At 76.9% G+C, this 24,602-nt stretch carries 22 protein-coding genes; all 22 read right to left on the bottom strand.

The window, feature by feature from the left end; genetic code table 11:
- Positions 1 to 10 precede the first annotated feature (10 nt).
- The 22 genes from ACRYR9_RS10250 to ACRYR9_RS10355 all read right to left on the bottom strand — a co-directional run bounded on the left by ACRYR9_RS10250 (position 11) and on the right by ACRYR9_RS10355 (position 24,574).
- A complete protein-coding gene (locus ACRYR9_RS10250; protein WP_432497986.1) occupies positions 11 to 4,426 on the bottom strand; it encodes an FtsK/SpoIIIE domain-containing protein in 4,416 nt (1,471 codons plus the stop codon).
- A gap of 120 nt (positions 4,427 to 4,546) precedes the next feature.
- Entirely contained in the window at positions 4,547 to 4,843 is a 297-nt protein-coding gene (locus ACRYR9_RS10255; protein ID WP_432497989.1) for a WXG100 family type VII secretion target, read from the bottom strand.
- A 129-nt stretch (positions 4,844 to 4,972) separates the two neighbouring features.
- Entirely contained in the window at positions 4,973 to 6,811 is a 1,839-nt protein-coding gene (locus tag ACRYR9_RS10260; protein ID WP_432497992.1) for a LysM peptidoglycan-binding domain-containing protein, read from the bottom strand.
- Between the two features lie 286 nt (positions 6,812 to 7,097).
- On the bottom strand, positions 7,098 to 8,312 hold the full coding sequence (locus ACRYR9_RS10265) for a PT domain-containing protein (RefSeq protein ID WP_432497306.1): 1,215 nt from the start codon (positions 8,310 to 8,312) through the stop codon (positions 7,098 to 7,100).
- A complete protein-coding gene (locus ACRYR9_RS10270) occupies positions 8,312 to 8,911 on the bottom strand; it encodes a hypothetical protein (protein WP_432497304.1) in 600 nt (199 codons plus the stop codon). The genes ACRYR9_RS10265 and ACRYR9_RS10270 overlap by 1 nt, the downstream gene beginning before the upstream one ends.
- Positions 8,908 to 9,390: a pilus assembly protein TadG-related protein gene (locus tag ACRYR9_RS10275; protein WP_432497302.1), complete on the bottom strand. Its 483-nt coding sequence runs from the start codon at positions 9,388 to 9,390 to the stop codon at positions 8,908 to 8,910. The genes ACRYR9_RS10270 and ACRYR9_RS10275 overlap by 4 nt, the downstream gene beginning before the upstream one ends.
- Positions 9,387 to 9,806: a TadE/TadG family type IV pilus assembly protein gene (locus ACRYR9_RS10280; RefSeq protein ID WP_432497299.1), complete on the bottom strand. Its 420-nt coding sequence runs from the start codon at positions 9,804 to 9,806 to the stop codon at positions 9,387 to 9,389. Before ACRYR9_RS10280 ends, ACRYR9_RS10275 begins: the two co-directional genes overlap by 4 nt.
- Complete coding sequence (locus ACRYR9_RS10285; protein ID WP_432497297.1) at positions 9,803 to 10,204, bottom strand: TadE family protein; 402 nt, start codon at positions 10,202 to 10,204, stop codon at positions 9,803 to 9,805. Before ACRYR9_RS10285 ends, ACRYR9_RS10280 begins: the two co-directional genes overlap by 4 nt.
- Positions 10,201 to 10,467 carry a hypothetical protein gene (locus ACRYR9_RS10290; protein ID WP_432497294.1) on the bottom strand — a complete coding sequence of 89 codons (267 nt, stop codon included), beginning with the start codon at positions 10,465 to 10,467 and terminating at the stop codon, positions 10,201 to 10,203. The genes ACRYR9_RS10285 and ACRYR9_RS10290 overlap by 4 nt, the downstream gene beginning before the upstream one ends.
- Before the next feature lie 78 nt (positions 10,468 to 10,545).
- Positions 10,546 to 11,499: a type II secretion system F family protein gene (locus ACRYR9_RS10295; protein WP_432497291.1), complete on the bottom strand. Its 954-nt coding sequence runs from the start codon at positions 11,497 to 11,499 to the stop codon at positions 10,546 to 10,548.
- Complete coding sequence (locus ACRYR9_RS10300) at positions 11,496 to 12,368, bottom strand: type II secretion system F family protein (RefSeq protein WP_432509395.1); 873 nt, start codon at positions 12,366 to 12,368, stop codon at positions 11,496 to 11,498. Before ACRYR9_RS10300 ends, ACRYR9_RS10295 begins: the two co-directional genes overlap by 4 nt.
- A gap of 8 nt (positions 12,369 to 12,376) precedes the next feature.
- Positions 12,377 to 13,741, bottom strand: coding sequence for a CpaF family protein (locus ACRYR9_RS10305; protein ID WP_432497315.1), 1,365 nt, complete (start codon positions 13,739 to 13,741; stop codon positions 12,377 to 12,379).
- Between the two features lie 5 nt (positions 13,742 to 13,746).
- A complete protein-coding gene (locus ACRYR9_RS10310; RefSeq protein ID WP_432497286.1) occupies positions 13,747 to 14,529 on the bottom strand; it encodes a hypothetical protein in 783 nt (260 codons plus the stop codon).
- Between the two features lie 3 nt (positions 14,530 to 14,532).
- On the bottom strand, positions 14,533 to 15,243 hold the full coding sequence (locus ACRYR9_RS10315) for an SAF domain-containing protein (protein ID WP_432497283.1): 711 nt from the start codon (positions 15,241 to 15,243) through the stop codon (positions 14,533 to 14,535).
- 129 nt (positions 15,244 to 15,372) lie between these two features.
- A complete protein-coding gene (locus ACRYR9_RS10320; RefSeq protein WP_432497312.1) occupies positions 15,373 to 16,239 on the bottom strand; it encodes a ParA family protein in 867 nt (288 codons plus the stop codon).
- Between the two features lie 192 nt (positions 16,240 to 16,431).
- Positions 16,432 to 17,445: a site-specific tyrosine recombinase XerD gene (xerD, locus tag ACRYR9_RS10325; RefSeq protein ID WP_432497281.1), complete on the bottom strand. Its 1,014-nt coding sequence runs from the start codon at positions 17,443 to 17,445 to the stop codon at positions 16,432 to 16,434.
- A 76-nt stretch (positions 17,446 to 17,521) separates the two neighbouring features.
- Positions 17,522 to 18,190, bottom strand: a complete 669-nt coding sequence (locus tag ACRYR9_RS10330) for an NUDIX domain-containing protein (RefSeq protein WP_432497278.1) — start codon at positions 18,188 to 18,190, stop codon at positions 17,522 to 17,524.
- Positions 18,187 to 19,935 carry a CTP synthase gene (locus ACRYR9_RS10335; protein ID WP_432497275.1) on the bottom strand — a complete coding sequence of 583 codons (1,749 nt, stop codon included), beginning with the start codon at positions 19,933 to 19,935 and terminating at the stop codon, positions 18,187 to 18,189. The genes ACRYR9_RS10330 and ACRYR9_RS10335 overlap by 4 nt, the downstream gene beginning before the upstream one ends.
- A gap of 11 nt (positions 19,936 to 19,946) precedes the next feature.
- Complete coding sequence (locus ACRYR9_RS10340) at positions 19,947 to 21,074, bottom strand: glycosyltransferase (RefSeq protein ID WP_432497272.1); 1,128 nt, start codon at positions 21,072 to 21,074, stop codon at positions 19,947 to 19,949.
- Positions 21,046 to 22,746, bottom strand: a complete 1,701-nt coding sequence (gene murJ, locus ACRYR9_RS10345) for a murein biosynthesis integral membrane protein MurJ (RefSeq protein ID WP_432497270.1) — start codon at positions 22,744 to 22,746, stop codon at positions 21,046 to 21,048. The genes ACRYR9_RS10340 and murJ overlap by 29 nt, the downstream gene beginning before the upstream one ends.
- Positions 22,743 to 23,609, bottom strand: coding sequence for a hypothetical protein (locus tag ACRYR9_RS10350; protein ID WP_432497268.1), 867 nt, complete (start codon positions 23,607 to 23,609; stop codon positions 22,743 to 22,745). Before ACRYR9_RS10350 ends, murJ begins: the two co-directional genes overlap by 4 nt.
- Positions 23,606 to 24,574, bottom strand: a complete 969-nt coding sequence (locus tag ACRYR9_RS10355; protein ID WP_432497266.1) for a copper transporter — start codon at positions 24,572 to 24,574, stop codon at positions 23,606 to 23,608. The genes ACRYR9_RS10350 and ACRYR9_RS10355 overlap by 4 nt, the downstream gene beginning before the upstream one ends.
- Positions 24,575 to 24,602 lie beyond the last annotated feature (28 nt).

The raw sequence follows: 24,602 nt of genomic DNA on the forward strand, positions 1-24,602 counted from the left end.
GCGCGCCGGCTCACGCGCGGGCGAGCTCCACCGCGTCGAGCGGCGTCGCGCCGGGGACCGTCGTGGCGGGCACCTGCACGGGCACCAGCTCGCCGTCGCCGGTGTGCAGCAGCACCCGGCCGGGGTTCGGCGCGGCGCCCAGCACGCTGCGCGGCACGCGCGCGCCCACGACGTCGCCGGCCATCACGTCCTGCGGGGCGATGAGCACCCCGCACCGGTTGCGGCGCAACGGCACCTGCCAGTTGGAGAACCCGGCACCGACCTCGCTGGTCTCACCGGCGACCACGACGGCGCTGCCGCTGGAGCGGGCGCGGGAGACGAACGCGGCCAGCCACGCGTCGGCGGAGCAGGTGCGCAGCACCTCGGCGTCGTCGACGAGCAGCACGGCGGGCCCGGCGGCCTCGCCGAGGACCGGCTCCAGCTCGGCGGCGGTCAGGTCGTCGCCGGTGAGCACCGCGCGCACGCCGGGGTGAGCGGCCAGCTCGCGCAGCGGCGAGGGCCGCGGGGCGGCGACGACCAGCTCGGCGCCCTGCTCCAGCAGCGAGCGCGCCACGGTCAGCAGCACGGTGCTGCGCCCCGAGCGCGACGGCCCGGCGACGATCGCGGTGCCCGCGCCGGCGCGCAGGTCGAACCCGCGGGCGTCGAGGTCGTCGCCGCCGACGCCGACGAGGGCGAACAGCCCGCCGGGGGCGAGGTCAGCGCGCTCGCGGGCCTGCTCCCACGTCAGGCGCACGGGCATGCTCTGCAGGCGGAAGGGCCGGCGGTGCCGCGGCGTGGCGGCGTCCCGCTCGCGCAGGCGCTCGCCGAGCGCGGCCAGGGCCGCGACCTGCGCGGGCCCGGAGGGGTCGGGGCCGAGGACGGCGACCTGCGCCTCGACGCCGCTGCCGGAGCGCAGCACGCGCCCTGCCGGCACCTCCTCGGGCACCTGGCGCACCGACAGGCCGGCCATCGCGGCGTCCGCGCGGTCGGTCAGGCGCAGCAGCAGCTTGTCCTCCACGAGGGTGCCGGTGCGGCCGGTGAGCAGCTGGCGGTCGCCGGCGACGACGAGGTGGACGCCGACACCCGCGCCCTCGCGCAGCAGCAGCTGCACGGTCTCCAGCGGCGCCTGCCCGTCGAGCTCGGCGATGCCGCCGAGGAAGCCCTCCCAGCGGTCCAGCAGCAGCACCACGTGCGGCCACGGGTCGGCACCGGCGGGCCCGGCGGCGGCGCGCTGCTCGGTGACGTCGGCGACGCCGAGCGCGCCGAGCTCGGCCTGCCGGCGCAGCACCTCCTCGCGCAACCGGCCCAGCAGGCGCAGGGCCCGCTCCGGCTCACTGCGCTGGACGACGGCACCGGTGTGCGGCAGGGCGTTCAGCGCGAGCAGCGCGCCACCACCGCAGTCCAGGCCGTGCAGGTGCAGGTCGGCCACCGGCACCCGGGCGGCGAGCGAGGCGGCGAGGGTGCGCAGGACCTGCGAGCGGCCGCTGCGGGGAGCGCCGACGACGTAGAGGTGCCCGTCGCGCTCGAGGTCCAGTTCCAGCGGTGCGCGGCGCTGCTGCGCGGGCAGGTCCTGCACGCCGAACGCGGCGGCCAGCGGGCCTGCCGGTTCGCCGGCTGCGCCGGCCACGTCGGCGAGGTCGAGCAGGTCGTCCAGGGCGGGCAGCCACGGGCTGGCCGGGCGCGGCAGGCCCAGTTCCTCGCTCGCGGCGCGGACCGCGTCGACGAGCGCGCGCAGGTCGGTGGCGGCGGCGTCCTCCTCGGCGGCCTGCGCGCGCGGGCGGCGCGGGGCGGGCAGGCCCAGGTCCTCGGGGCGCAGCGGGGCGCTCCACGGCGCGGGGACCTGCTGCCCCGCGGCGCCGGGGCGGCGGCCGCCGACGCGGCCGGCCTGGAACGGCACGAGCGAGCCGTGCCCGAGCTTGACGTAGGCGCGGCCGGGAGTGCTCTTGAGGATGCGCGCGGCGTCGGGGGCGTCGAGGACGTCGGAGCTCTCCCCGGCGTCGGTGACGCGCAGCGCGATCCGCAGGTTGGTGTTGGCGCGGATCTCGGCGCTGACGACACCGGTGGGCCGCTGGGTGGCCAGCAGCAGGTGGATGCCCAGGGAACGCCCGCGCTGGGCGATGTTCACCAGGCCGGTGACGAACTCGGGCAGTTCACGGGCCAGCGAGGCGAACTCGTCGATGACGATGAGCAGCCGCGGCAGGGCCGGCGCGCCGAGGTTCGCGGTGTGTTTCGCGGCGGCTTGCTCGCGCAGGTCGTCGTAGTCCTCCAGGTCCTTCGCGCCCGCCGCGGCGAGCAGGTGCTCGCGCCGGTGCAGTTCCGCTCCCAGGGAGGTCAGCGCGCGGCCGACGAGGTGGGTGTCGAGGTCGGTGACCATCCCGACGGTGTGGGGCAGGTCCACGCAGTCCTTGAACGCGGCCCCGCCCTTGTAGTCGACGAGCACGAACGTCATGGCGTCGGGGCGGTTGGCCACCGCCAGGGAGGCGACGATGGTCTGCAGCAGTTCCGACTTGCCGGAACCGGTGGTGCCCGCGATGAGCCCGTGCGGGCCGTCGGCGCGCAGGTCGAACCCGAACGGGCCGTCGAGGGACTCGCCGACGACGGCGACGGTGCTGCGCCCGCCGAGCGTCCAGCGCGCCGCGACGGCGCTCGACGAGGGCGGTTCGAGGCCGAGGACGTCGAGCAGGCGGGAACTGCCGGGCAGCGCGGCGCCGGAGTCGTCGTCGCCGGTGTCGCGCAGCGGTGCCAGTGCTCGGGCGATGCGCGGCGCCCACCCGGGCGCCGGTTCGTCGGCCAGGACGTCGCGGACGGTCTCGTGCCGCTGGCGCTCCAGCCGCAGGCGGGTCCCGGCGCGCCGCTGCTCCTCGGTGACGACGGCGGTGCACTCCTCGGGCAGGGAGCGGCGGTCGGCGTCGCAGCAGATCAGCCGGACCCCCAGGGCGGGGCCGTCGGCGAGCAGGCTGACGACGCCGGGGAGGGACCGCAGCCGGCGAGCGCCGTCCAGGACGACGACGAGGTCCGGTGCCTCCAGCCGGGCACCGGCGGGCAGGTCCGCCAGCGCCCGGCGGCGCTGGTCGACGGCGGCGGTGAGCTCGGCGACGCGGCGGGCCCAGGTTTCGGTGCCGGTTCCGGCGTACACCCCGCCGGCACCGCCGGGTTCGACGCGGGCGTGCGGCACCCAGCGCAGCCACTCCCACGCCGGCAGGCCCTCCGGGCCGGTGAGCACGTGGAACTGCACGTCGCGCGGGCTCTGCAGCACCGCGAGCTGGGCGAGCAGCCGTGCGGCGGTGCGGCGGGGTTCCGCCCCGGCGATGCCGAGCACGGGGTGCTCGGCGAGGGAGACGGTGACGGGGACGTGGCGCGCGGTCCAGGTGACGGTGCGGCGGTGCTCGAGCTGCTCGGGGTCCTCCAGCGTCACCTCGCTGGGCAGGTCGGCCACGCCCAGGCGCACGTGCAGGTGGTCGTCGTCGCGGCGGCGCCGTTCCCACAGGCGGGCTCGCGGGCCGACGGCGGTCAGCAGCAGTTCCGCCGGGTCGGCGGCCAGGTGCCTGCGATCGCGCCGCTCGTCGACGAGCGCGGTGCGCGCGTCGGCCTCGACGGCCGCCTTGTCCCGCTCGTACCTCTTGACGAGCTCGCGGTGGCTGGTGCGCCCGTGCTTGCGGTCCACGAGGGCGTTGGCGACGACGGCGATCGGCGACAGCAGGCCGAGGGCGAGGTAGCGGTAGTTGCTCGTGACGGCGATCATCGTGGCGCACATCAGCAGCGGCACGACGGCGGCGACGACGGGGAAGGGGCGGCGAGGCGCGTCCCCGGGCGGGGCGGGCAGGCGGAACGACGTGGTGCGCTCGAGCGGCAGGATCCGCGGAGGGCGGTTGTAGTCGTGCCCGACGAGGTCGTCGGCGGTTCCGGCGGACTTCTCCAGCACCGCGTCCGGGCCGGTCGGGGTGCCCACGTCGAGGAGGGCGCCACCGAGGTCGACGAGGTCCCTGGAACCCCACAGGACCGCTTCGCGCACCTCCTCGCCCTCCAGCCGGGCGGTGCCCTCGACGGCGCTCACGAGGACGGCCGCGGCGGTGGAGACGGACACCCGCACCGTCGCCGACCCGGCCACCGGCACGGAACCGTGCGGGCCGACGAGGTGCTCGCCCACGCCCAGGCGGTGCACGGCCCCGGCACCGGCGCCGGCGACGACGCGCAGCTCCACCAGCCCGGCCGGTTCCGCCGGCACGCACCCGCTCGCGTCGTGCAGGCTGACGACCGCGCCCTCGCGCAGCGGGCTCTCCCCCAGCGGCGTTCCGTGGTCCAGTTCCGCACCGTCGACGAAGACCCGAGCCCCCTCCCGGCCGAACGCGGGCGTGAGCTCGCCGAGGTGGACCTGCGGGTCGGCCTCGACGACGACGTCGCGCCGCTCGCCGCTGCGGGCGTCGACGACCGTGACGGCCAGGCGCACGGGACCTCCTCCACGGGTCGCGGGGTCTTCACGGATCGCTGGGTGTTCGCGGGTGGCCGTCCTCCCCCGCCCGCCGGCCACCCGGCGGGCGGGTGCGCGGCAGCTCGCGGGAGCGGTGGGTCAGCGGCCGAGCTGGGCGGCGAGCTGGACGTCGGCGTCCTCGAGGGTCTGCGCCGCGGTGCTCAGGTAGGTCGACATCCCGATGAGGCCGTCCAGGACGTGGGTGATGCCGGTGTTGAACTCGTCGTAGGAGTCCTTGAAGGCGACCGAGGACTTGTCGGTCACGTAGCCGGCGGAGACGAGGCTGTCGACGAGGGCCTTCAGGCGGGCGAGCTTGTCGGCGATCTCCTGCCTGCCGTTCTCCAGGTTGCCGGAGGCGGTGCGCATGTCGTCGTAGGTGACGTTCAGGTTCGCCACGGTGGTCTCCTTCTCCGAGGGGTTCTTCTCCGACCCGGGACCGGCGGTCCCGGGAGTTCCAGTGGAGCACTGAGAACGGTGTTCCGGTGCGGTGTCCACACGCCCGTCCGGGCGGTTCCACCGCCGTGCTCACAGGGCTGCGCGCAGCGCGGCCAGCCAGGAGGCGTACTCCTCCGGCGGCAGCCTGCGCGCGGTGCCGCGCAGGCCGAGCACCCCGAGGTCCAGGGTCCCCGCGTCGTCGATCGAGAACCGCCACGACGCCTCCGGAACGTCACCCACGCAGAGCACGGCGACGGGGGTGCGCCCACCGGTGGTGAGCCGGGTCAGTCGCCGCACCTGCTCCGGTGCGGGGCGCCCGGAGAGCGCGACGACCGTCGGCCGCGGGCGCCCGGCGTCGCGGGCGAGGCGCCCGGCCAGCAGGTCCTCCGGCCGGGACGGGGCCTCGTGCCGCACCTCCAGCCGATCCAGCAGCGGGTCCAGCGCGACGTGCGCGGTGAGGTTCCCGGGGGTCAGCGCGGACAGCTCGTCCCCGAAACCCACGAGGTGCACGTCCACGCCGTCGGACCACGAGTTCGTCGCCAGCTCCACGGCCATCGAGGTGACCACGTCCCGCGCCGCGTCCGACCGCCCGCCGACGGCGACGAGGCCCGGGGCGCTCTCCAGGTCCACGAGGACCTCGTGCTCACCGCTGCCGGCGACGTCCACGAGGGCCGGGTAGGGAGCGGCGGCCGGACCGGCGGAGGGGTTCTCGGGCAGGTCCGCGCGCGCGACCCGCCACGCGCCGGCGGCCAGCACCGTCCAGGGCGCCGGGGGAACGGCGGCGGGGCCGTCCGGACGGGCCCCGAGGTGCAGCACGAGCTCGTCGGCGGACAGGTGAGCGGCCACCACGTCCGGCAGCGGCAGCCCGGCGGCGGCCCGGTCCGCGGCCAGGGCCCGCAGCGCCGTGTCGAGGAACCGGGCGCGCGGCACGTCCGCGGCCAGCCGGACGTGCTCGACGACCTCCTCGCCGGAACGCCCGCGGGCGCGGCCGGACAGCGCGGCGAGCACACCCGCGAGCAGCAACCCGCCGCTGAGCGCGGCCTTGGAGACCACGTCGGAGGACTCCGGCGTCCCGTCCCCCACCGCAGCGGCGACCGGCGCAGCGGGAACGGCGGGAACGGGCTGCGGGGCGGGGGCGGGCGCGGGCGCCGGCGCGACGGGCACCGGGGCACCGGCGCCGACCGCGTCCGCCGGCAGCAGCAGCACCCACCCGGGCCGGATCAGGTCGGCGTCGAGGAGCCGGGACCCGTCGGGCTGCACCCGGTCCTTGTTCAGCTCGAAGATCTCCCGGTACCTCAGCGGGTCACCCAGGGTGCGTTCGGCGATGTCCCACAGGCAGTCGTGGTGCCGGCCGTTCGGGGGCTGCACCACGTGGCCGACGAGCCCGCCGGGGCCGGCGGGCGCGGTCGCGGTGCTGACCCACCCCGCCTCAGCAGCGGCACCCGCAGGCACGCGCGCCGTCGGGTCCGCCGTCGGGTCCCCCGACAGGTCCGACCCGGCGGGAGCACCACGAGCGGCACCGGCCTCCGCGCCGTGCGTGCCGGTCGCCCCCGCCGCGCCCCCGGCCCCGAGGTTCGTGGACGAGGCCACCGCGGCGAGGAACGGCGCCGCGGCGGTCGGCGGCACCCACACCGCCCCGGAGGCCAGCAGCAGGACGGCGGCGACGAGCCGCTGCGCGAGGACCTGGTTCGTTCCGCCGAGGCGCGCACGGGCGGCCGTGCCACCGCGGGCCCACGCGGCGAGCTCGGCGACCACGCACCCGGTGAAGTGCCCCCACAGCAGCCACAGGGCGGCGGCCAGCACGTCCACGACGGCACCCGCCGTCAGTTCCGCGTCGAGCCAGGCCGAGGTGGGTGGTGTCGCCGGCAGGGGGTTGCCGACCAGGTGCACCAGGCCGAGAGGGACGCCGCCGAGCACGGCGAGCAGCACCAGCGCGGGGGGGGGGGGGGGGGGGGGGGGGGGTGGACGCGCCGGCGGGGGCTCCCCCCCCCCCCCCCCCCGGCCGCCCCCCCCCCCCCCCCCCCCCCCCCCCCCCCCCCCCCCCCCCCCCCCCCCCCGCAGCAGTTCCAGGCGGCGCGCCTGCGGGGACAGCGCGCGCCGGGGCAGGCGCACCGGCGTGCGGCGCGACCCGGGCAGGGTTGAGGTGGACATGGTTCCTTCGTTTCTGGCGACGCCCGGGTCCTGCCCCGGGTCCTGCTGGGACGGTGGTGGGTGCTCAGCTCGTCAGCGGCACCACGAGCGTCTGCACCTCGGTGACGCGCAGACCGGTCTCGGTCTCCAGCTCCACGACGCGCAGCTCCTCCCACGTGGCGCCGGCGTCCCGGCTCACCTCGATGCGCCAGACCTCGGTGGCACGGACGGTGAAGTTGTCCGGGGTGCCCGCGTGGGTGCGCCCCGCGGAGGTGCTGCGGTAGGTGTACGAGCACAGCCCGGGGCCGCTGCGGACGCTCGCGCCGGCGGCCAGCCGGTTCCCCCGGCCCGCGCACCGCACGATCTCACCCGGTTCCTCCCCGGGTTCGACGACGAGTTCGACCACGACGGCCCTCATCCGCACGTCGCCCGAGGCGAGTTCCCGGGGTTCCTCCGGCTCGCCGCGGGAGAAGGCGATCGTCTGCCCGACGCGGGGCGTCGTCGACGGGGAGGTGAGCACGCCGAGGGTGTGGATCCGGCCACGGCGCTCGCGCGCGAGTTCCACGTACGCCTGCTGCCCCGCGGTGAGCTCGCTCCAGAAGGGGCAGCGGTCCGGCGCGTCGCGGAACACCACCACAGTGGACGGCGTGAACTCGATGTTCCAGGACGGCACACCGCTGTCCGGGTCCGGTGGTGGGGTGATGGTGATCTGCTGGAACTCCTCCGGCGTCGGGGTGGGGGTCGGCGACGCCGTCGGCGACGCGGTCGGCGACGCGGTCGGCGGCGCCGTCGGCGCCAGGGTCGGCGACGCGGTCGGCGGTGCCGTCGGTGAGAGGGTCGGCGATGCGGTCGGCGCGAGGGTCGGCGACGCTGTCGGGATCGCGGTCGGGCTCGCCGTCACCGGCACCGAGAGGAGCCGGGTGGACGGGGCGGTCGCGGCCGGGGCGGCGGGCTCGCCGGGACCACCGCCGGACAGGGTGACCCCGGTGAACGAGTCGGGGTCGGGCGCAGCGGTGTCCTGCAACCAGCAGGTCGGCACGGGTGCTCCCTGCAGGAGGTCGCGGAAGCTGCCCGCCCGGCGCGAGGAACCCGCGCAGCGCATCGAGTAGGTGCCCGCCGACGACGCACGGGTCAGGCAGGAGCCGGTGGTGCGCTGCACGTCACCGGAGGAGGAGGCCAGCGAGCGCGCCGCCCCGGCCTCCACCGCCGACGCCGCCGGCACCGGGGACAGCTGCAGCAGCACGACGGCCAGGGCCGCCGCCACCGCGCCGCGCGAGCGGCGCACCACGTCCACACCCATCAGAACCTCTCCTCGCGCACCTGCGCTGCCGAGCACTCCTCGCCCGCGCCGACGACGTCGTCGACGAGCCACCGCTCGCCGCTGCGCACCACGACCGCGCTCGCGCGCGCGAAGTGCGCCGGGTTCAGCGGCTGGCCACCGGCCCGGTCCACCTGCCAGCCGCGGTCCTGCAGGCACAGCTGCAGCTCCACGCGGTCCGCGCCGTCGCGGGTGCTGGTGAGCACCCCCACCGGGTACGGCCCGGGCATCTCGTCGCCGAGGTTCGCCGCCAGCAGCGGCACCGCCCACTCCAGCGCCGCCGGCGTCAGGGTCGCGGTGAACGCCGGCAGGGCGGCCGGGTCGCTCTGCCGGGCGTTGATCGCCAGTGCCTGCTGGCGCAGGTAGTCGCGCACCGCCACCACCGCGGGGTCACCGACGTACGGGTCCGCGGCCACGTCCCCGGCGGCTGGAGCGGGAGCCGGCGCCGGGGCCGTCGTGGCGGGCGCGACCGGGGTCGGGGGCGCCACCGCAGAACCCGCGCCCGAGCACGCGGTAGGGGTGGCCGCCACCGCGGCGGTCAGCAGCAGCGCGGCAGCGCCGCGCGCGCGCACGCCCCTCACCGCGCGTCCTCCTGGTCGGTGCCCTCGAAGGGGCGGGCCCGTCCGTCGCCGGCGGCACGCAGCTCACGGATGCCGACGATGCCCAGCAGGGTGGTCGGCACGACGACGTCGACGTGCGCCTGCACGACGATGCGGCGCCCCAGGGGATCGCCGTCGGACGTGGTGCCGCGGAAGCAGTCCCCGCTCGCGACGACAGGCCCGTCGGAGGCCGCCGCTGCGCGGCAGTAGGTGTTGACCCGCTCGGCCACCTGCTGCTCCGGCAGCAGCCGCAGCTCCGGCGCGTCGAGCTCGATGGCGGCCGCGCCGGCGCGTGCGGCCTCCTCGGCGTAGGCGATGGCCCGGGACCGTGCCGTCAACTGCCGCGAGGCGTCGGCGACCAGCCCGGCCAGCAGCAGCAGGACGAGGGCCAGCACCGGCACGGCCGGCGCGATGGATCCTTCGTCGCGACCTGCGACGAGGCGCAGCGAGGAAACGGTCACGACGACACCTCCCGGTTCGGGTCGAGGGGGCTGGAGAAGGACGAGCGGACGGTCACGCTGCCGGGGAACCCCGGCAGGCCGAGGTCGTCCAGCGAGTACGAGCAGCGCGCGGTGACGGTGACCGCGGTGCCGGGCACCAGCGGCGCGACCTCGTCCACGACCAGGGAGTCGGCGCAGTCGCCGGGGCCCACGGAGGTTGCGATCACCTCCTGGGCGCGGGTCCACGCCGCACCGGCGGAACGGGACTGGGTGGCCGAGCGGGCGGCGTCGCGCACGCCCGCGTCGAGCGTCGCCGACACCTGCGCGACACGCGCGTACGCCAGCAGCAACCCGATGAGCACCAGCAGGAGGGGCGCGACGAGGGTGAACTCCAGCGCCACGCTGCCGGCGTCCCCGGGCGCACCACGCCGCTTCACCGCGCCCCCTGGAACCGCTCGACGGTGCCGACGGCGCGCTGCGTCGTCGTCAGTTCCAGGCCGGGCACCAGGCTGATCACGCGCCCGGTGACCTGGACGCCGACCCGGCGCTGCTCCGGCTGCCACGTGGTGCTCACCTCCGGCTGCAGCAGCGACTCGCGGCCGAGGGTCCCCGCGAACAGGCGCACGTGCTCCTCCACCGCGGGCTGGCCCGCCTCGGCGGACTGCTGGTCGGGGAACACCCGCAACTGGGCGACGCCCTCGCGCGCGGCCTCCAGCGCGACGGAACGCCCGTACGCCCACAACCCCACCTGGACGGCGAAGAACACCAGCAGCAGGAACACCGGCGCGATGAACGCCATCTCCAGCGCGGCGGAACCCTCGTCGCGGCGCCTCACTCCGCGCCGCCCCCGGAGGCACCGCCCCCGGCGCACGCGGAACCGACGGCGACGTTCGCGCACTCCTGCAGGTCGGCCCCCTTGGTCTGGACGATGTTGAAGATCACCCCGCCGATGACGGAGGCGGCGACCACGACGACCGCGGCGATGATCGCCCACTCCAGCGCGGAGGCGCCGGCGTCGCGGCCGCCGGCCGCTGCCTGGCGAGCTCGCGCAGCGAGGGTGGAACGCACGCGGGTGAGGACGGTCGGGTTCGAGGACACGGGTTTCTCCTTCAGGGATTCGAGCTTGCAGGTCCTCGGTGCCGAGATGGCCCGGGGTGGGGAAGGGCGCCGGTCGCGTCAGGAACTGCCGAGCAGGTTCGAGACGGCGGGGAAGGCCAGGAACACCATGAACGCGGTGCACAGCAGCAGTTGCGCGACGAGCATGGACTGGGACTTCTCCCCCGCCTCACCCTCCACGTCGGCCATGTCGCGGCGGCGCACCGTCGCCGCGCGGGCCGCCAGCGAGGCACGGATCTTCGCGCCGTCGTCAGCCGCCAGCACCAGGGCTCCCGCCAGGTCGGTCAGTTCCGCGACGGCGAGTTCCTCACCGAGGTTCCCCAGCGCGTCCCACGGGTTCTCCCCCAGCAGCCGGGCGTTCGCCAGCGCCTGACGGATGCGCACCAGCGCCCAGTAGTCGCTGACCGAGGCGGAGCTCAGCAGCGCCTCGGGCAGGCCCCGCCCCCCGGCGAGGTTCATCGCCACCAGGTCGCAGAACACCCCGACGACACGGCGGAAGTCCCGACGGCGGCGCTCGGCGTCCGCGCGCAGCGCCAGGTCCGGGACCACGAACCCCAGACCGCCGAGCACGAGCGCCAGCGGAAGCGGCGCGCCGGCCGGCAGGGGCACGCCGGACGAGCGCAGGATCACCCAGCACACCGGTACCAGCAGCAGCAGGAGCAGGGCCGCGACCACCTTGGTGGCCAGGAACTCACCGGTGCCGCGGCCCAGCACGGCCAGGTCCGCCCGGGTGCGCCGCAGCCGCCAGCCGCGTTCGGCGCTGAGCACCTCCAGACGGTCGCCGAGGGCGCGCACCAACCGGCCGGTGGCGCTGGACAACCCCAGCAGTCCGCGGTCCGGCGCGGCGGACGCAGCGGCCTCGGCCGCGCTGAGCAGCCGCCGGCGCGCGCTGCGGCGCAGGCCGTCGTGCCGGGCGACCTGCACGGCCAGCGACGGGTGCGGGCGCAGCAGCACCGCGAGGACGAGCAGCACCCCGGTGCCGCAGGCGGCACCGGCGAGCAGGGCGGGCGTCACCGCGCCACCCCCGCCCCCACGAGGAACCTCTCGTGGCTCTCCACCCGGGCCAGCCGGCGCAACCACAACAGGCTGGCGAGCAGCACCGCCCCCACGACGAGCAGCGCGAGCTGACCGGTCACCGTGGAGTACGGCGCCACGTACGGGCGGTTGAAGACCGCCAGCAGACCCATCACGCCCAGCACGATGAGCAGCACGATCTGCACGCTGCGGCGGATGCTGCGGCGGCTGGCCTCGATGCGCCGCCGCACGTCCAGCTCCTCACGCGTGGACGCCGCCAGAGCGGTCAGCACGTCGCGCAGGCCCGGCCCGCGCAGGCGGGCGTTGAGCACCAGCGCCGCGCAGACCACGTCGGCGCTCGGGTCGTCGACGTCGTCGGCGAAGCGCACCAGCGCGTCCGCGAGCGGTTCCCGGATGCGCAGCCGGTCCACCAGCAGGTTCAGCGACGGCCGCAGCACGGGGGCGGACGTGCCCGCCGTGGCGGGGATCGCCTGCTCCAGGCCGACCGCGCCGGCGATGGTGTCGCGCAGGGACTCCGTCCAGGTGGCCAGCGCCTCCAGCCGCGCGATGCCCCGGCCCGCCTCCGCGCCCGCCCCGAACAACCGGTCCCAGCAGGCCACGAGCAGGCCGATGCCCGCAGCTGCGACCAGCCACCGGGTCAGGACCAGGGTCAGCACCGCGGCACCGGCGCTCAGCAGCACCCGCCTGCTCACGTGCGGCGCCCGGCGTCGCCACCAGGGGCGACCCCCGGTCCCGGGCGCCTGCCCGAGCGCACCGGCGACGACGGCCAGGACCCCGGCACCGGCCGCACCCGCGCTCAGGGCGGCGAGCACCTCAGGCGAGAGCGCCGCCAGGGCCGAGGGGAGCACGGAAACCGTCACGAGCCCCACCGGTCCACGACGGGAGCCGACCAGCCGGCCGCCTCCAGGGCCGCCGCGCACTGCACGGGCGCGTGTGCGCGCGCCACGCCGTCAGCGCCGGCGAGGAAGACCTCCGAGGACAGCACCCGGCCGTCCACCCCGGTGACCTCGCGAACGCTGGTCACCACCCGGCGCAGGCCGCCGCCGGCGTGGTAGGTGTTCTGCTTGTCGAGGAACACCACGAAGTCCACCGCTCCCGCGATGAGCATGTGACTGGCCTCGACCGGCAGGTGCTCCTCCGCCTGCAGGGCGTACGTGGCGATGCGGTTGAACACCTCCGCGGAGGAGTTCGCGTGGATCGTCGACAGCGAACCGTCGTTGCCCTGGCTCATCGCGTTGAGCATCGTGACGATCTCGTCGCCGAGCACCTCGCCGACGATGACCCTGCTGGGGTTCATGCGCAGCGAGCGGCGCACCAGTTCGGCCATGCCCACGCCGCCCACGCCTTCGGAGTTCGGCAGCCGCTCCTCGAACGCGACGGCGTTGGGGTGCGCCTCGACGTCCTGGTCCAGGCCCAGTTCGAGGGCGCGCTCGACGGTGATGAGCCGCTCGTGCGGGCCGATCTCCGCGGCCAGCGCACGCAGCAACGTCGTCTTCCCCGAGTTCGTCGAACCGGAGATCATGATGTTCTTGCGGGCTCGCACCGCAGCGCGCAGGAAACCCGCCAGGTCCTCGTCCATGGAGCCGGCCGCCACGAGGTCCGCCAGCGTCGCCCGGGCCAGGCGAGCGCGCCGGATGCTCAGGGCGGGGCGCTGGCACACCCCCATGACGGCGGACAACCGCGACCCGTCCGGCAACCGCAGGTCCAGCTGCGGGTTCGCGGCGTCGAAGGGGCGGCTGGTGAGGCCGACGTTCGCCGCGAGGACCTGGACCAGTTCCACCAGGTCCTCGTCGGACTCGGCGACCGGCTCGTGCAGTTCCTCGCGGCCGTCGGCGTACCCGACGAACACGCGGTCGAACCCGTTGACGTCCACGTTCTCCACGTCCGGGTCCTCCAGCAGCGGCTGCAGGCGGCCGACACCGAACAGCGCCGCGCTGATCGCCGCGGCCACGGCCTCCTCCGCGGCCGGGCCCAGCGGCGAGCGGCCGGCCTCCACCTCGGCGCGGGCGTGGTCCTCGAGCACCTGGACCACGAGCGAGCGCGCGAACTGGCGCTCGTCGGCGCCGGACATCGGAGCGCGCCCCGCGACGTCGTCGCGGCGGCGCTGCGCGGACAGCCGCTCGGCCACCTGGCCGCGCAGCCGGCGCACGAGGTCGTGGTCGACCCCCGGCGCACCGGAGCGTGGCGACGGCACCCGGGGCGCCCCCGTGCGGGGGGTCAGGACGCTCACGCGGCCCTCCGGTGCTCACCGGCGGCGGCCGCCGCCAGGGTCGCGACCACCGCCCGGCCGGCGCGGACCAGGGCGGTGCGCTCCGGACGGGCGGTGCGCGCGCCGTCGAAGACACGGGCACCGGCGACGTCCAGGGGCAGCCGCCCGAAGTCCTCCACCCGCTCCCCGGCCGCACGCACGACCCCCGCGGCCTGGTCACCGTCACCGCGCCGGGCGTCGCCGACGACGAGGACGCCGGTGCGCGGCAGCAGCCCGTCGGCGCGGCGCAGCGACGCCTGCAGGGCCGCCAGCCGCTCACGGGCGTGCAGCACGGACGTCACGTCGTCGCGCAGGACGAGGACCACCACGTCCGCGTCGCGCAGCAGCGGCAGGTGCACCGGCTCGGTGGTCACGCGGCCGGCGTCGACGACGACGTCCGTGCCGACCGCTCCCAGCCCCGCGGCCGCCGCGCTCAGCGCCGGCCAGCTGCCGACGGCGGCGGCCGCCTGCTGGGGGCGCGTCAGCCCGCACACCACGGCCGTGCCGCCGGCCGCCGGCTGGGCCTCGTCGAGGAGCTGCTGCGGGCTCAGGCCCCGGCGCGCCGACGTCAGCAGCGGCAGCAGGCCGCGCTCGGCGTCCAGGACGGCACCGGCCGCACCCGGCAGTCGGGCGGCCACGTCCCCGCCGGCGGGGTCGGCGTCCAGCACCACGACGTCCCGCGGCCACAGGGCCGCCGTCAGCAGCGCTGCGGTGGTCGCCCCCGGCGAGCCCTTCGCCGACAGGAAGCACACGATCGCCACGGCTCAGCCCTCGACCAGGTCGACGTCGGGGCGCGTGCTGTCCGCCACGCGGGCCACGGCGACCTGCCCGGCGGCGGCCGCGGCGATCACGGCCGCGGAGCGCTCCGCCGGCACGAGCAGCGACACCGCGCCCGAGCCGGCCGCGTCACCCGCACCCCCGGCGACCACGCGGGCCGACGGCAGCAGGACGGTGCCCGCGGGGTCCCCCGTGACCGTGGCGCCGCCGTCCTCGGCGACGAGGAAGACGCGCACGACGTCGCCGGAGCGCAGCGCCTCGCTGGGACGCTGCTGCGGGCCCAGGACCACGCCGACGACGGCCGCGTCGGAGGGGACCACGCCACCGGCGAGGAACATCGTGCGGTTCACCAGCGTGTCCGCGGGCACGCGGGCGGTGGCGTAGGTGCCCACGAAGTTGGGGAGCGCCTCGGCCGGCACGACGGCGGCACCGTCGGCGGCGACACGGGCCACCCGCAGGTCGTCGGCCTCCACGCGGTCGCCGGGGGAGATGTCGTGGCGGGCCACGAGGACGTCCACGCGGTCGCCGCTGCGGTGGACCACCAGGGCGCTGCCCAGCGCACCGCCCACGACCAGGACCAGGCCGAGGGCGAGCAGCGCGGGCCGGCGCTCACGGGTGGGGGCGGGCACGCGCCGGGCGCCGGTGCCCGGGACCTGCTCGGGCGCGCCGGTGCCGCGCGGGGCTGCGGTGAGGGGCATGCGCCGACGCTCGCACGGGGGACCCCGGGCGCCGGTCACCACGAGCGACCGGTTCCGCCGGGCGAGGGAGGGTTCTCACCCGTCCCGACCACAGCCCGGCCACAGCCGGTGACCAGATCGGGTGACGGCTCAGGCGGCGTCGCCGCGCGCCACCAGTTCCCGCGCCAGCTGCCGGTACGCCTCGGCGCCGGGGTGGCTGCTGGCGTAGACGGTGATCGGCTCGGCCGCCACGGTCGCGTCCGGGAACTTGACCGTGCGCCCGATCACCGTGTGGAAGACGTCGTCGCCGAAGGCGTCGACGACCCGGGCGACCACCTCGCGGCTGTGCAGGGTGCGCCCGTCGAACATCGTCGCCAGGATCCCGTCCACCTCCAGGACCGGGTTCAGCCGCTCCTGGACCTTCTCGATCGTCTCCACCAGCAGCGCCACCCCGCGCAGCGCGAAGAACTCGCACTCCAGGGGGATGAGCACCCCGTGCGAGGCCGTCAGCGCGTTGACGGTCAGCAGCCCCAGCGAGGGCTGGCAGTCGATGAGCACCACGTCGTAGTCGCCCAGCACCGGGCGCAGGGCCCGCGCCAGCACGCTCTCGCGCGCCACCTCGCCGACCAGCTGCACCTCGGCCGCCGACAGGTCGATGTTCGCCGGCAGCAGGTCCAGGCCCTCCACCGCGGTCTCGCGGATCACCTCGCGCACGTCCGTGCCCGGCTCCATCAGCAGCTGGTAGACGGTGCGGTCCAGCTCGTGCGAGTTCACGCCCAGCCCCGCCGACAGCGCACCCTGCGGGTCGAAGTCCACCAGCAGCACGCGGCGGCCGTACTCCGCCAGCGCGGCCCCCAGGTTGATCGTCGTGGTGGTCTTGCCGACCCCGCCCTTCTGGTTGCACATGGAGATGACCCGCGCCGGGCCGTGCTGCTGCAGCGGCTCGGGCACCGGGAACGCGGGCAGCGGGCGACCCGTCGGCCCGGTCTGCGGCCCCAGCTCGATCTCACCCTGCACGTCGCGGCCGTCGGCCGGCGGCACCGGGGCGGGGCCGGCGTCGGGTCGCGGCGTCCCCACCGCACCGGGCACCGGCGGCGTCGAGGGGGCGGACGGCGGGAACTCGCTGGTCACTGGCGTGGCACTTCCTCGTCTCGGGCGGTGCTCCGCGCCCCGCAGAGCGGTCGCGCAGGTGCGCTGGCGCGGACGACCTTAGTCCGCGCTGCGCGGTGACCGGTGCGCGCGGGGGTGCGTCTCCGCGTGCACCTCGCGCAGCGAGTCCGCGGTCACGAGCGTGTACACCTGCGTGGTGGCCACCGAGGCGTGGCCGAGGAGCTCCTGCACGACGCGCACGTCCGCCCCGCCGCGCAGCAGGTGGGTGGCGAAGGAGTGCCGCAGGGTGTGCGGGGAGACGGCGCGCGCGATGCCCGCCCGACCGGCCGCCGCCTGCAGCACCGCCCACGCGCTCTGCCGCGACAGCCGCGCGCCCCGGCTGTTCAGGAACAGCGCCGCCGCCCCCCGCCCGTGCGAGGCCAGCTCCGGGCGCGCGCGCACCAGGTACTGCTCCAGCGCGCGGCGGGCGTACGAGCCCAGCGGGACGACGCGCTCCTTGGACCCCTTCCCGCGCAGGCGCACCACGCCGCTCTCCCCCAGCACCTGGGGCGAGACGTCGTCGACGTCCAGGCCCACCGCCTCGCTGATGCGGGCGCCGCTGCCGTACAGCAGCTCCAGCAGGGCCCGGTCGCGCAACGCCGCGGGACCGCCACCGGCCCCCGCCACCTCCAGCAGCCGGGCGACCTCCTCCACGGTCAGGGCCGTGGGCAGCCGCCGCGGCGGAGCAGGGGGGCGCACCAGCGACGCCGGGTCGGCGACGCTGTGGCCCTCCGCGTGCAGGAACCGGTGCCAGCCGCGCACGGCCGAGGCGGTGCGCGCCGCCGAGCTCGCCGTCAGCGCCGCCCCCCCGTCGGCACCGGTGCGCAGCGCCACGACGAAGGCGCTGACCGTCGCCTCGTCGACGGCCGCGGGGTCCTGCACCCCCTGCGCCGCCAGGAAGCGCAGGTAGCGGCGCAGGTCGCGGCGGTAGGCCCCCAGGGTGTTCTCCGACAGCCCCCGCTCCACCTGCAGGTGACCGAGGTAGTCGCGCAGGGCCGCCACGAGGCGCCCCGCCGGCTCGGGCGCGCGCCCGGGCACGTCGTCCCGCACGTCGGCGGGCGGCGCGGAGCTCACGGGCGGCACCCCCGTGACACTAGGGCAGGCACCCGCCCCGGGCGGGCAGCGACGCGACGGGCGCGGCGCGAGCCGTTCAGCGGCGCAGCAGGCCCTCCGGCCACGGCTCGTCCGCCGGGCGCAGCGTGGTGAACCCCGCCGCCCTGGCGGCGTGCACGGCCAGCACCCCGATGACGGTGCCCGGGTTGTGCAGGTGCCCCTGCAGCACCGCGCGCACCGCCTCCTCCAGCGGCAGGCGCACCGGCACCATGTCGCGCTCCTCGTCCTCGCGGTCGTGGCGCTCCGAGCGCGGCACCGCGGACAGCCCGCGGGCCAGGTAGATGCGGTTGGCCTCGCTGGAACCCCCCGGGGAGTTGAACCAGTCCACGACGACGGCCCAGTCGGCGGCGACCAGGTCGGCCTCCTCCGCCAGCTCGCGCCGGGCGGCCACCAGCGGCGCCTCCCCCTCGACGTCGAGCAGACCCGCGGGCAGCTCCCACAGCTCCCGGCGCACCGGGTGGCGGTACTGCTTGAGCAGGACCACGTTGTCGTCGCCGTCCAGGGCCAGCACGGTCACCGCACCGGGGTGGCGCTGCACGTCGCGGGTGACGGTCCCGCCCGGCAGCTCCACCTCCTCGCGCACCACGTCCCACACGTGCCCGGTGAAGACCACGTCGGTGGAGAGCAGCGGACGCCGCACCTCCGCGTCGGCCACGTCGCCGGCGGTGACCACCGGCACGTCGAGCTCCTCGGGGAAGCCGCTCACGCCGTCACCTCCGACAGCTCCGCCTGCTCGTCCTCGCGGCCGGGGCGCGGCTCGGCGTGCTCGACGGCAGGCTCGGGGTCCACGTCGAGGAGCTGCTCCTCGCGCTGGCGGCGCAGCGCGGCCGCGACCAAGCCGGAGAACAGCGGGTGCGAGCGGGTCGGGCGCGACTTGAACTCCGGGTGCGCCTGGGTGGCCACGTAGTAGGGGTGGACGTCCTCGGGCAGCTCCACGAACTCCACCAGCTCACGGTCCGGGGACAGGCCCGAGAAGACCAGCCCGGCGTCGGCCAGCTGCTCGCGGTAGGAGTTGTTGACCTCGTAGCGGTGCCGGTGCCGCTCGGAGATGCGCTCGCTGCCGTAGGTGGCCGCGACCACCGAACCCGCCTGCAGCACGGCCTCGTACGAGCCCAGCCGCATCGTGCCGCCCATGTCGCCGGCCCCGGCGACGATGTGGCGCTGCTCGGCCATCGTGGCGATCACGGGGTGCTCCGCGTCCGCGTCGAACTCCGTGGAGCTCGCCCCGGCCAGGCCGGCGACGTTGCGCGCGTACTCGATCACCATGCACTGCAGGCCCAGGCACAACCCCAGCGTCGGCACGCCGTTCTCGCGCGTCCAGCGCAGGGCCCCCAGCTTGCCCTCGATGCCGCGCACGCCGAAACCGCCCGGGACGCAGACCGCGTCCACGCCGTGCAGCTCCCTGCGAGCGCCCTCCGGGGTGTCGCAGTCGTCGGCCGCGACCCAGCGGATGTCCACCTTGGCGTCCTCGGCGAACCCCCCGGCGCGCAGCGCCTCGGTGACCGAGAGGTAGGCGTCGGGCAGGTCGATGTACTTGCCCACCAGGGCGATCTCCACCCGCCGGCGCGGCGAGTGCACCCGGCGCAGCAGCTCGTCCCACGTGGTCCAGTCCACGTCGCGGAACGACAGGTTCAGCTTGCGCACCAGGTAGGCGTCCAGGCCCTCGCGGTGCAGGACCTTGGGGATGTCGTAGATCGAGGGCGCGTCGACGCAGGCCACCACGGCCTCGTCGTCCACGTCGCACATCGAGGCGATCTTGCGCTTGACGCCCTCGGGGATCTCCCGGTCCGAGCGGCACACGACCGCGTCGGGCTGGATGCCGATGCTGCGCAGCGCCGCCACCGAGTGCTGGGTGGGCTTGGTCTTCAGCTCACCGCTGGGGCCGATGTACGGCACGAGGGAGACGTGCACGAAGAAGACGTTGTCGCGGCCCAGGCGCTGGCGGACCTGGCGGGCGGCCTCCAGGAAGGGCAGGGACTCGATGTCGCCGACGGTCCCGCCGACCTCGGTGATGATGACGTCGATGTCGGGGCGGGCCTGCGCCCGCATCCGCTCGACGATCTCGTTGGTGATGTGCGGGATGACCTGGACCGTGTCGCCCAGGTACTCACCGCGCCGCTCCTTGGCGATCACCGAGGAGTACACCTGGCCGGTCGTCACGTTCGCCGACGCGTCGAAGCGCACGTCGAGGAAGCGCTCGTAGTGACCGATGTCCAGGTCCGTCTCGGCGCCGTCGTCGGTGACGAAGACCTCGCCGTGCTGGAACGGGTTCATGGTGCCCGGGTCCACGTTGAGGTACGGGTCGAGCTTCTGCATCGCCACGCGCAGACCGCGCGCGCGGAGCAGACGACCGAGGCTGGAGGCCGTCAGACCCTTCCCGAGGGAGGAGGCCACCCCCCCGGTGACGAAGACGTGCTGGGTGGGGGACTCGGGGTTGCTGCGGTTCGCCACGGACTTCGAGGTTACCCGACGTCCGGGGTGCCGCGGGCCGCGCGCCGCGCCGCACCGTGCTCGGCGAGGACCTGCGCCAGGGCGTCGGCCGCTCCGGGCAGCTGCCGGGCGCGCTCGCGGGAGCGCTCGCGGCGCTCCTCGCGCAGCCGCGGATCGGCCAGCAGCGCGTCGACGGCCGCGGCCAGGGCCGAGGCGTCGCCCACCGGCACCAGGTCCGCGGCCGCCCCGGTGACCTCCGCGGTACCGCCCGCGTCGGTGGCCACCACCGGAACGCCCGCCCGCAGCGCCTCCTGCAGGAAGACCGGCTGCCCCTCCCACTCGCTGGCGCTGACGACCACGTCGGCCGAGGCCAGCAGGTCCGGGACGTCGTCGCGGGCACCCAGCAGCACCACCGGCAGCCCGCGCTCCGCGACGTGCTCGGCCAGCACCGCGCGCAGCGGCCCGTCACCGGCCACAAGGACGCGGGCCCGGTGCCGCAGCAGCCCGACGGCGTCCAGCAGCACCCCCAGACCCTTCTGCGGGGCCAGCCGGGCCACCACCAGCACCACCGGATCCCCCGGCGGCAGCACGGGCGCGCCCGGGGGCAGGACCGGCGCCGGCACCAGCGCGCGGCGCACCCGCCGGGCCCCGGCCGACCGGGCCTGCTCCAGCAGGTCCTGCGACACCGCCAGCACGACGTCGGCGCAGCGGCACACCGCGTCCTGCACGGCCCGCCCCAGCCGGGCGCGCCCGCCCGCCCCCAGGACGGCGTTGTGCAGGGTCACCACCAGTCCCGGCCGGGGGCGCAGCGCGCGCACCGCCAGGGTCGCCACCAGGGCGGCCCGCACGCCGTGGGCGTGCACCACCGCCCCGCGCGCGGAGGGAGCCAGCAGCGCTCGCCGCAGCCGCGCCGCCGCGCGCAGGTCGCGCAGCGGGTGCAGCGAGGCGCCGATCGCCACCGGGACGGTCGCCGCCTCGAAGCGGAAGCGGCCCAGCGTCTCGCGGGGCGCCGCCACGTGCACCGCCGCTCCCCGCGCGCTCAACCCCGAGCACAGCTCCGCCACGTGCCTGCCCACCCCGCCGGCGCTGGTGGCCAGGACGAACACCACCGCCCCGCGCCCCGGCTCCGCGTCAGCGCCCTCGCGCACCGTCTCGACCACGTCCCTCCCCCTCCGCCGTCGGGCCCGCACCGGGCTCCGCGTCCACGGCCCGTGCGCGGTGCAGCAGCCGGCCGGCGAACCCGGTCAGCACCCGCACGTCGCCCGGCACCAGCGCACGGGCGAGCACCGCCCACACCACCACCGCCAGCGAGGCGGCCAGCACCCCGGAGGTGAGCACGGCCACCAGCCCGTCCTGCTCCAGCACCAGGGGCACCGCACCTCCCGCCGCAGCCCCGGCCGCGGCCGCCAGCAGCGCCGCCACCAGCGCCCGCACCACCCCGCTCAGCGCGGCCCGCCCGGCGAGGCGGTGCGTCGCGCGCAGCAGGAGCACCCCGGCGACGCTCAGCCCCACCGCGTGCGCCGCGGCCAGGGTGGTGACGACCCGCTCCGGCGGCAGCAGCGCGACGCCCACCAGCATGCCGGCGAGGACGACGCCCCAGCCGACCACGGTCCCGGTCACCACCGCGCGCCCGGCCCCCAGCGCGTACAGGGCGCGCGTCAGCAGGGCCACCAGGCCGTACCCGAGCAGCGCGGGCGCGAAGACCGCCAGCGCCAGGGACAGGTCGTCGGTGCGCCCGGAGCCCACCCGGCCGACGACGAAGACGGTCGCGACGGGAACGGCGGTGGCCGCGAGCACGGCCGCTCCCAGTGAGCTCACCAGGAGGACCGTGCGCACCGAACGCGCCAGCAGTGCACCGAACACCTCCTGAGCCCCTTCCTCCGCGGCCCGGGCCAGGCGGGGGAAGACGGCCGTGGCCACCGGCACCGCGAGCACCGCGTACGGCAGCAGGAACAGCGCCCAGGCGTAGCTCCAGCGGTTCACCGCGCCCGGGGCGGCGTCGTTGCTGAGCAGGATCACGACCACCGAGACCACCTGCTGGGCCAGCAGCACCGCCAGCCCCGACAGCGCCAGCGAGCGCAGGCGCGGCCAGTCCCCCGGTGCCGGCCGCAGGACCGGGCGCCAGCGCACCGCCGAGCGCAGCGCGGGTGCGTGGGCGGCCGCCAGCGCCACGACCCCCAGGGTCGTGCCGCCGGCCAGCACCGCCACCGCCGTCGCCGGGACGTCCTGCAGACCGCTGCGCACCACCGGGGCGGGCACCAGCACCCCCACCAGCAGGTAGGTGGCACCGACCACCAGGCTAGACACCAGCGGTGCAGCGGCCGGGGCGGTGAAGCGGTGCTGGGCCTGCAGGGCGCCCGCCAGGACGACCGCCACCGCGTACAGGGGGACCTGCGGCAGGAACACCCACAGCATCAGCGTCCCCAGGGCCGCCGGGTCGCCACCGCACTGGGCGGCCGAGGTGTCCCGCAGCAGCACGTCCACCAGGGGACGCGCCAGCAGGGCCGTGACCGCCGCCGCCAGGCTGACGACCAGCACGCTCCACGTCAGCGCCGCCGAGGCGGTCCGCGAGGCGGCAGCCCGCTCCGCCGGGTCGGCCGAGGCCAGGCGCGCCGACAGCACCGGCACGAGGACGCCGGCCAGCGCACCGCCAGCGACCACCTCGAACAGGACGTTGGGCACCTGGTTCGCGGTCGCGTAGACGGTGCCCAGGCAGCTGTCGCCGACGGTCTGCGAGAACGCCAGGAGCCGGCCGAAGCCGGCCAGGCGCGCGGCGACGGTCAGCACGGCGACCGAGGCGGCGGCGGCCGCGACCGACCGCGCACCCCTCACGGGCGCCCGAGCCGGTCCAGCTCCCGCAGCAGCGGGGACGCCTCGATGACCCGGCTGAAGCTCACCCGCTCCGAGGCGAGGGTCAGCCCCGTCACCACGAGCAGGGCGCCGGCCCGCCCGGCCCGCTCCCAGCGCGCCAGGCAGGCCACGCCGAGCAGCGCCCCCAGCGCGTTGGCTCCCGTGTCGCCGAGCATGCTGCGTCCCGCCAGGTCGTCGGGCAGGACCGCGGCCGCGGCACCGGCGGCCGCCGCGGCCAGCGGGCGCGCACGCACGGCGCCCCTGCTGCCCGGGGCGCCGGCGGCCAGCGAGGCCGCCAGGACGACGGTCAGCTTGGCCGCGCGCCCCGGGCGCAGGTCGAACAGGTTCAGCAGGTTGGCGCTGCCGGCGACGAGGGCCGCGGCGACGGCGGCGTCGGCCAGCTCGCCCGGCCGGCGCGGGCTGCGCGGGGCCGTCAGCACCGCGCACGCCACCCCCGTGGCTCCCAGCCCGAGCACCTTCAGCGCGCCGGTGGTCAGCCGTCCGCGGCGCAGCGCGGCCAGGTGGCCGGCCAGCCCGCGAGCGCCCGCCTCGCGGTCCCCGCGGCGCTCGGCGAGGTCGTCCACGGCGCCGAAGGCCCCGGCGCCCAGGGTCGCCACCGCGGCCGCCCGGCCCCACGGCGCAGCGGCCAGCACGCTGCCGGCCCCGGCGGCGAGCGCGGCCACCGGGCCCTCCAGCAGGGTGACGACGTCACCGCGGTGGTTGCGGCGCTCCCACCGGGCTGCCCCGCCCGGCGGGTGGCGGGGCAGGCGACGGGCGAGGACGCGCCCCGCGCGGGCGGCGACCACCCCGGCGGCGGCGGTGCGTGCCGCTGCGGGGGCGCTCACGGGGCGGCCGCCGGCAGGGGCGGGCTGACCGACGTGGCCGTGGAGGCGGTGCCGTAGTGGCCCGCCCGGCCGGCCAGCTGCTCCCGGAGCGCGAGCACGGCGTTCACACGGCCGATGGCGGTGTCCAGGTCGTCGACCGTGCTGACCTGCTCGGCCAGCTCGTCGTCGGAGCGCACCACGGCCACGGCCGCCTCAGCGGCTGCCGCCTCGGTGGGGCCGGCGACGACCGCACCCGCCGCCAGGTCGTCGAACCGGCCGGCCAGGGCCTCCCAGGCCGCGGCGGCGGCCTCGGAGCGCTCGTCGCTGGCGTCCGGGTCCGCCGCGCCGGCGACGAGCAGGACCAGCGTGGCGCGCTGCTCGGCCTGCACGTCCACCTCCACGAGGCCGGCATCGGCGAGGGTGGTGAGCAGTGCGGTGCGGGTGGGATCGGCGACGACGGTCTGGGCGAGGTCGGCGGTCACGAGGGAGCGGGCGAGCGCGGTGGCCAGCACCACCTGCGGGTCGGTGCCCACCGCTGCCGCCTCGTCGCCGGTGGCGAGCTGGGGCACGAGCTCGGCCGCGAGGTCGGCGCGCTCCTGCTCCTGCGTCTCGACGGTCCACTCCTCCTGCACGGTCACGCGGGCGGAGACGGTGGCACCCGCCTGCTGCAGAACCTCCACGGCGGCGTCGGCCGCGCTGGAGTCGGCGCCGGGCAGCTCCACCACGGCGACGGCACGGCCGCCCAGCAGCCGCTCGACGACGGCGGGGGCCACGGCCTCGGCCCAGGCGTCCTGCGCCTCCCCCACGGCCAGGGCCTCGTCCCGCTCCGTGCGCAGCTGCTCCTTCTCCTCGGTGAGCTGGCGCACCTGGTCGGTGATCCCCGTGGAGATGCCCTCGTTGAGGGGGCCGGCGCCGAGGACGATGCCGACGGCCAGCGCCAGGAACACCGACACCAGCGAGACGACGTGGTACCGGAAGTCGATCACTGCGTGTCCTGTCGTCGAGGGTGGGGCC

The sequence above is a fragment of the Kineococcus auxinigenes genome, from assembly GCF_050871525.1.
Taxonomy (GTDB): domain Bacteria; phylum Actinomycetota; class Actinomycetes; order Actinomycetales; family Kineococcaceae; genus Kineococcus.

Bases quoted from the DNA above. Each gene is read 5' to 3' on its own strand.
- ACRYR9_RS10265 (WP_432497306.1), bottom strand. From the start codon at position 8,312: ATGGGTGTGGACGTGGTGCGCCGCTCGCGCGGCGCGGTGGCGGCGGCC.
- ACRYR9_RS10315 (WP_432497283.1), bottom strand. From the start codon at position 15,243: ATGCCCCTCACCGCAGCCCCGCGCGGCACCGGCGCGCCCGAGCAGGTC.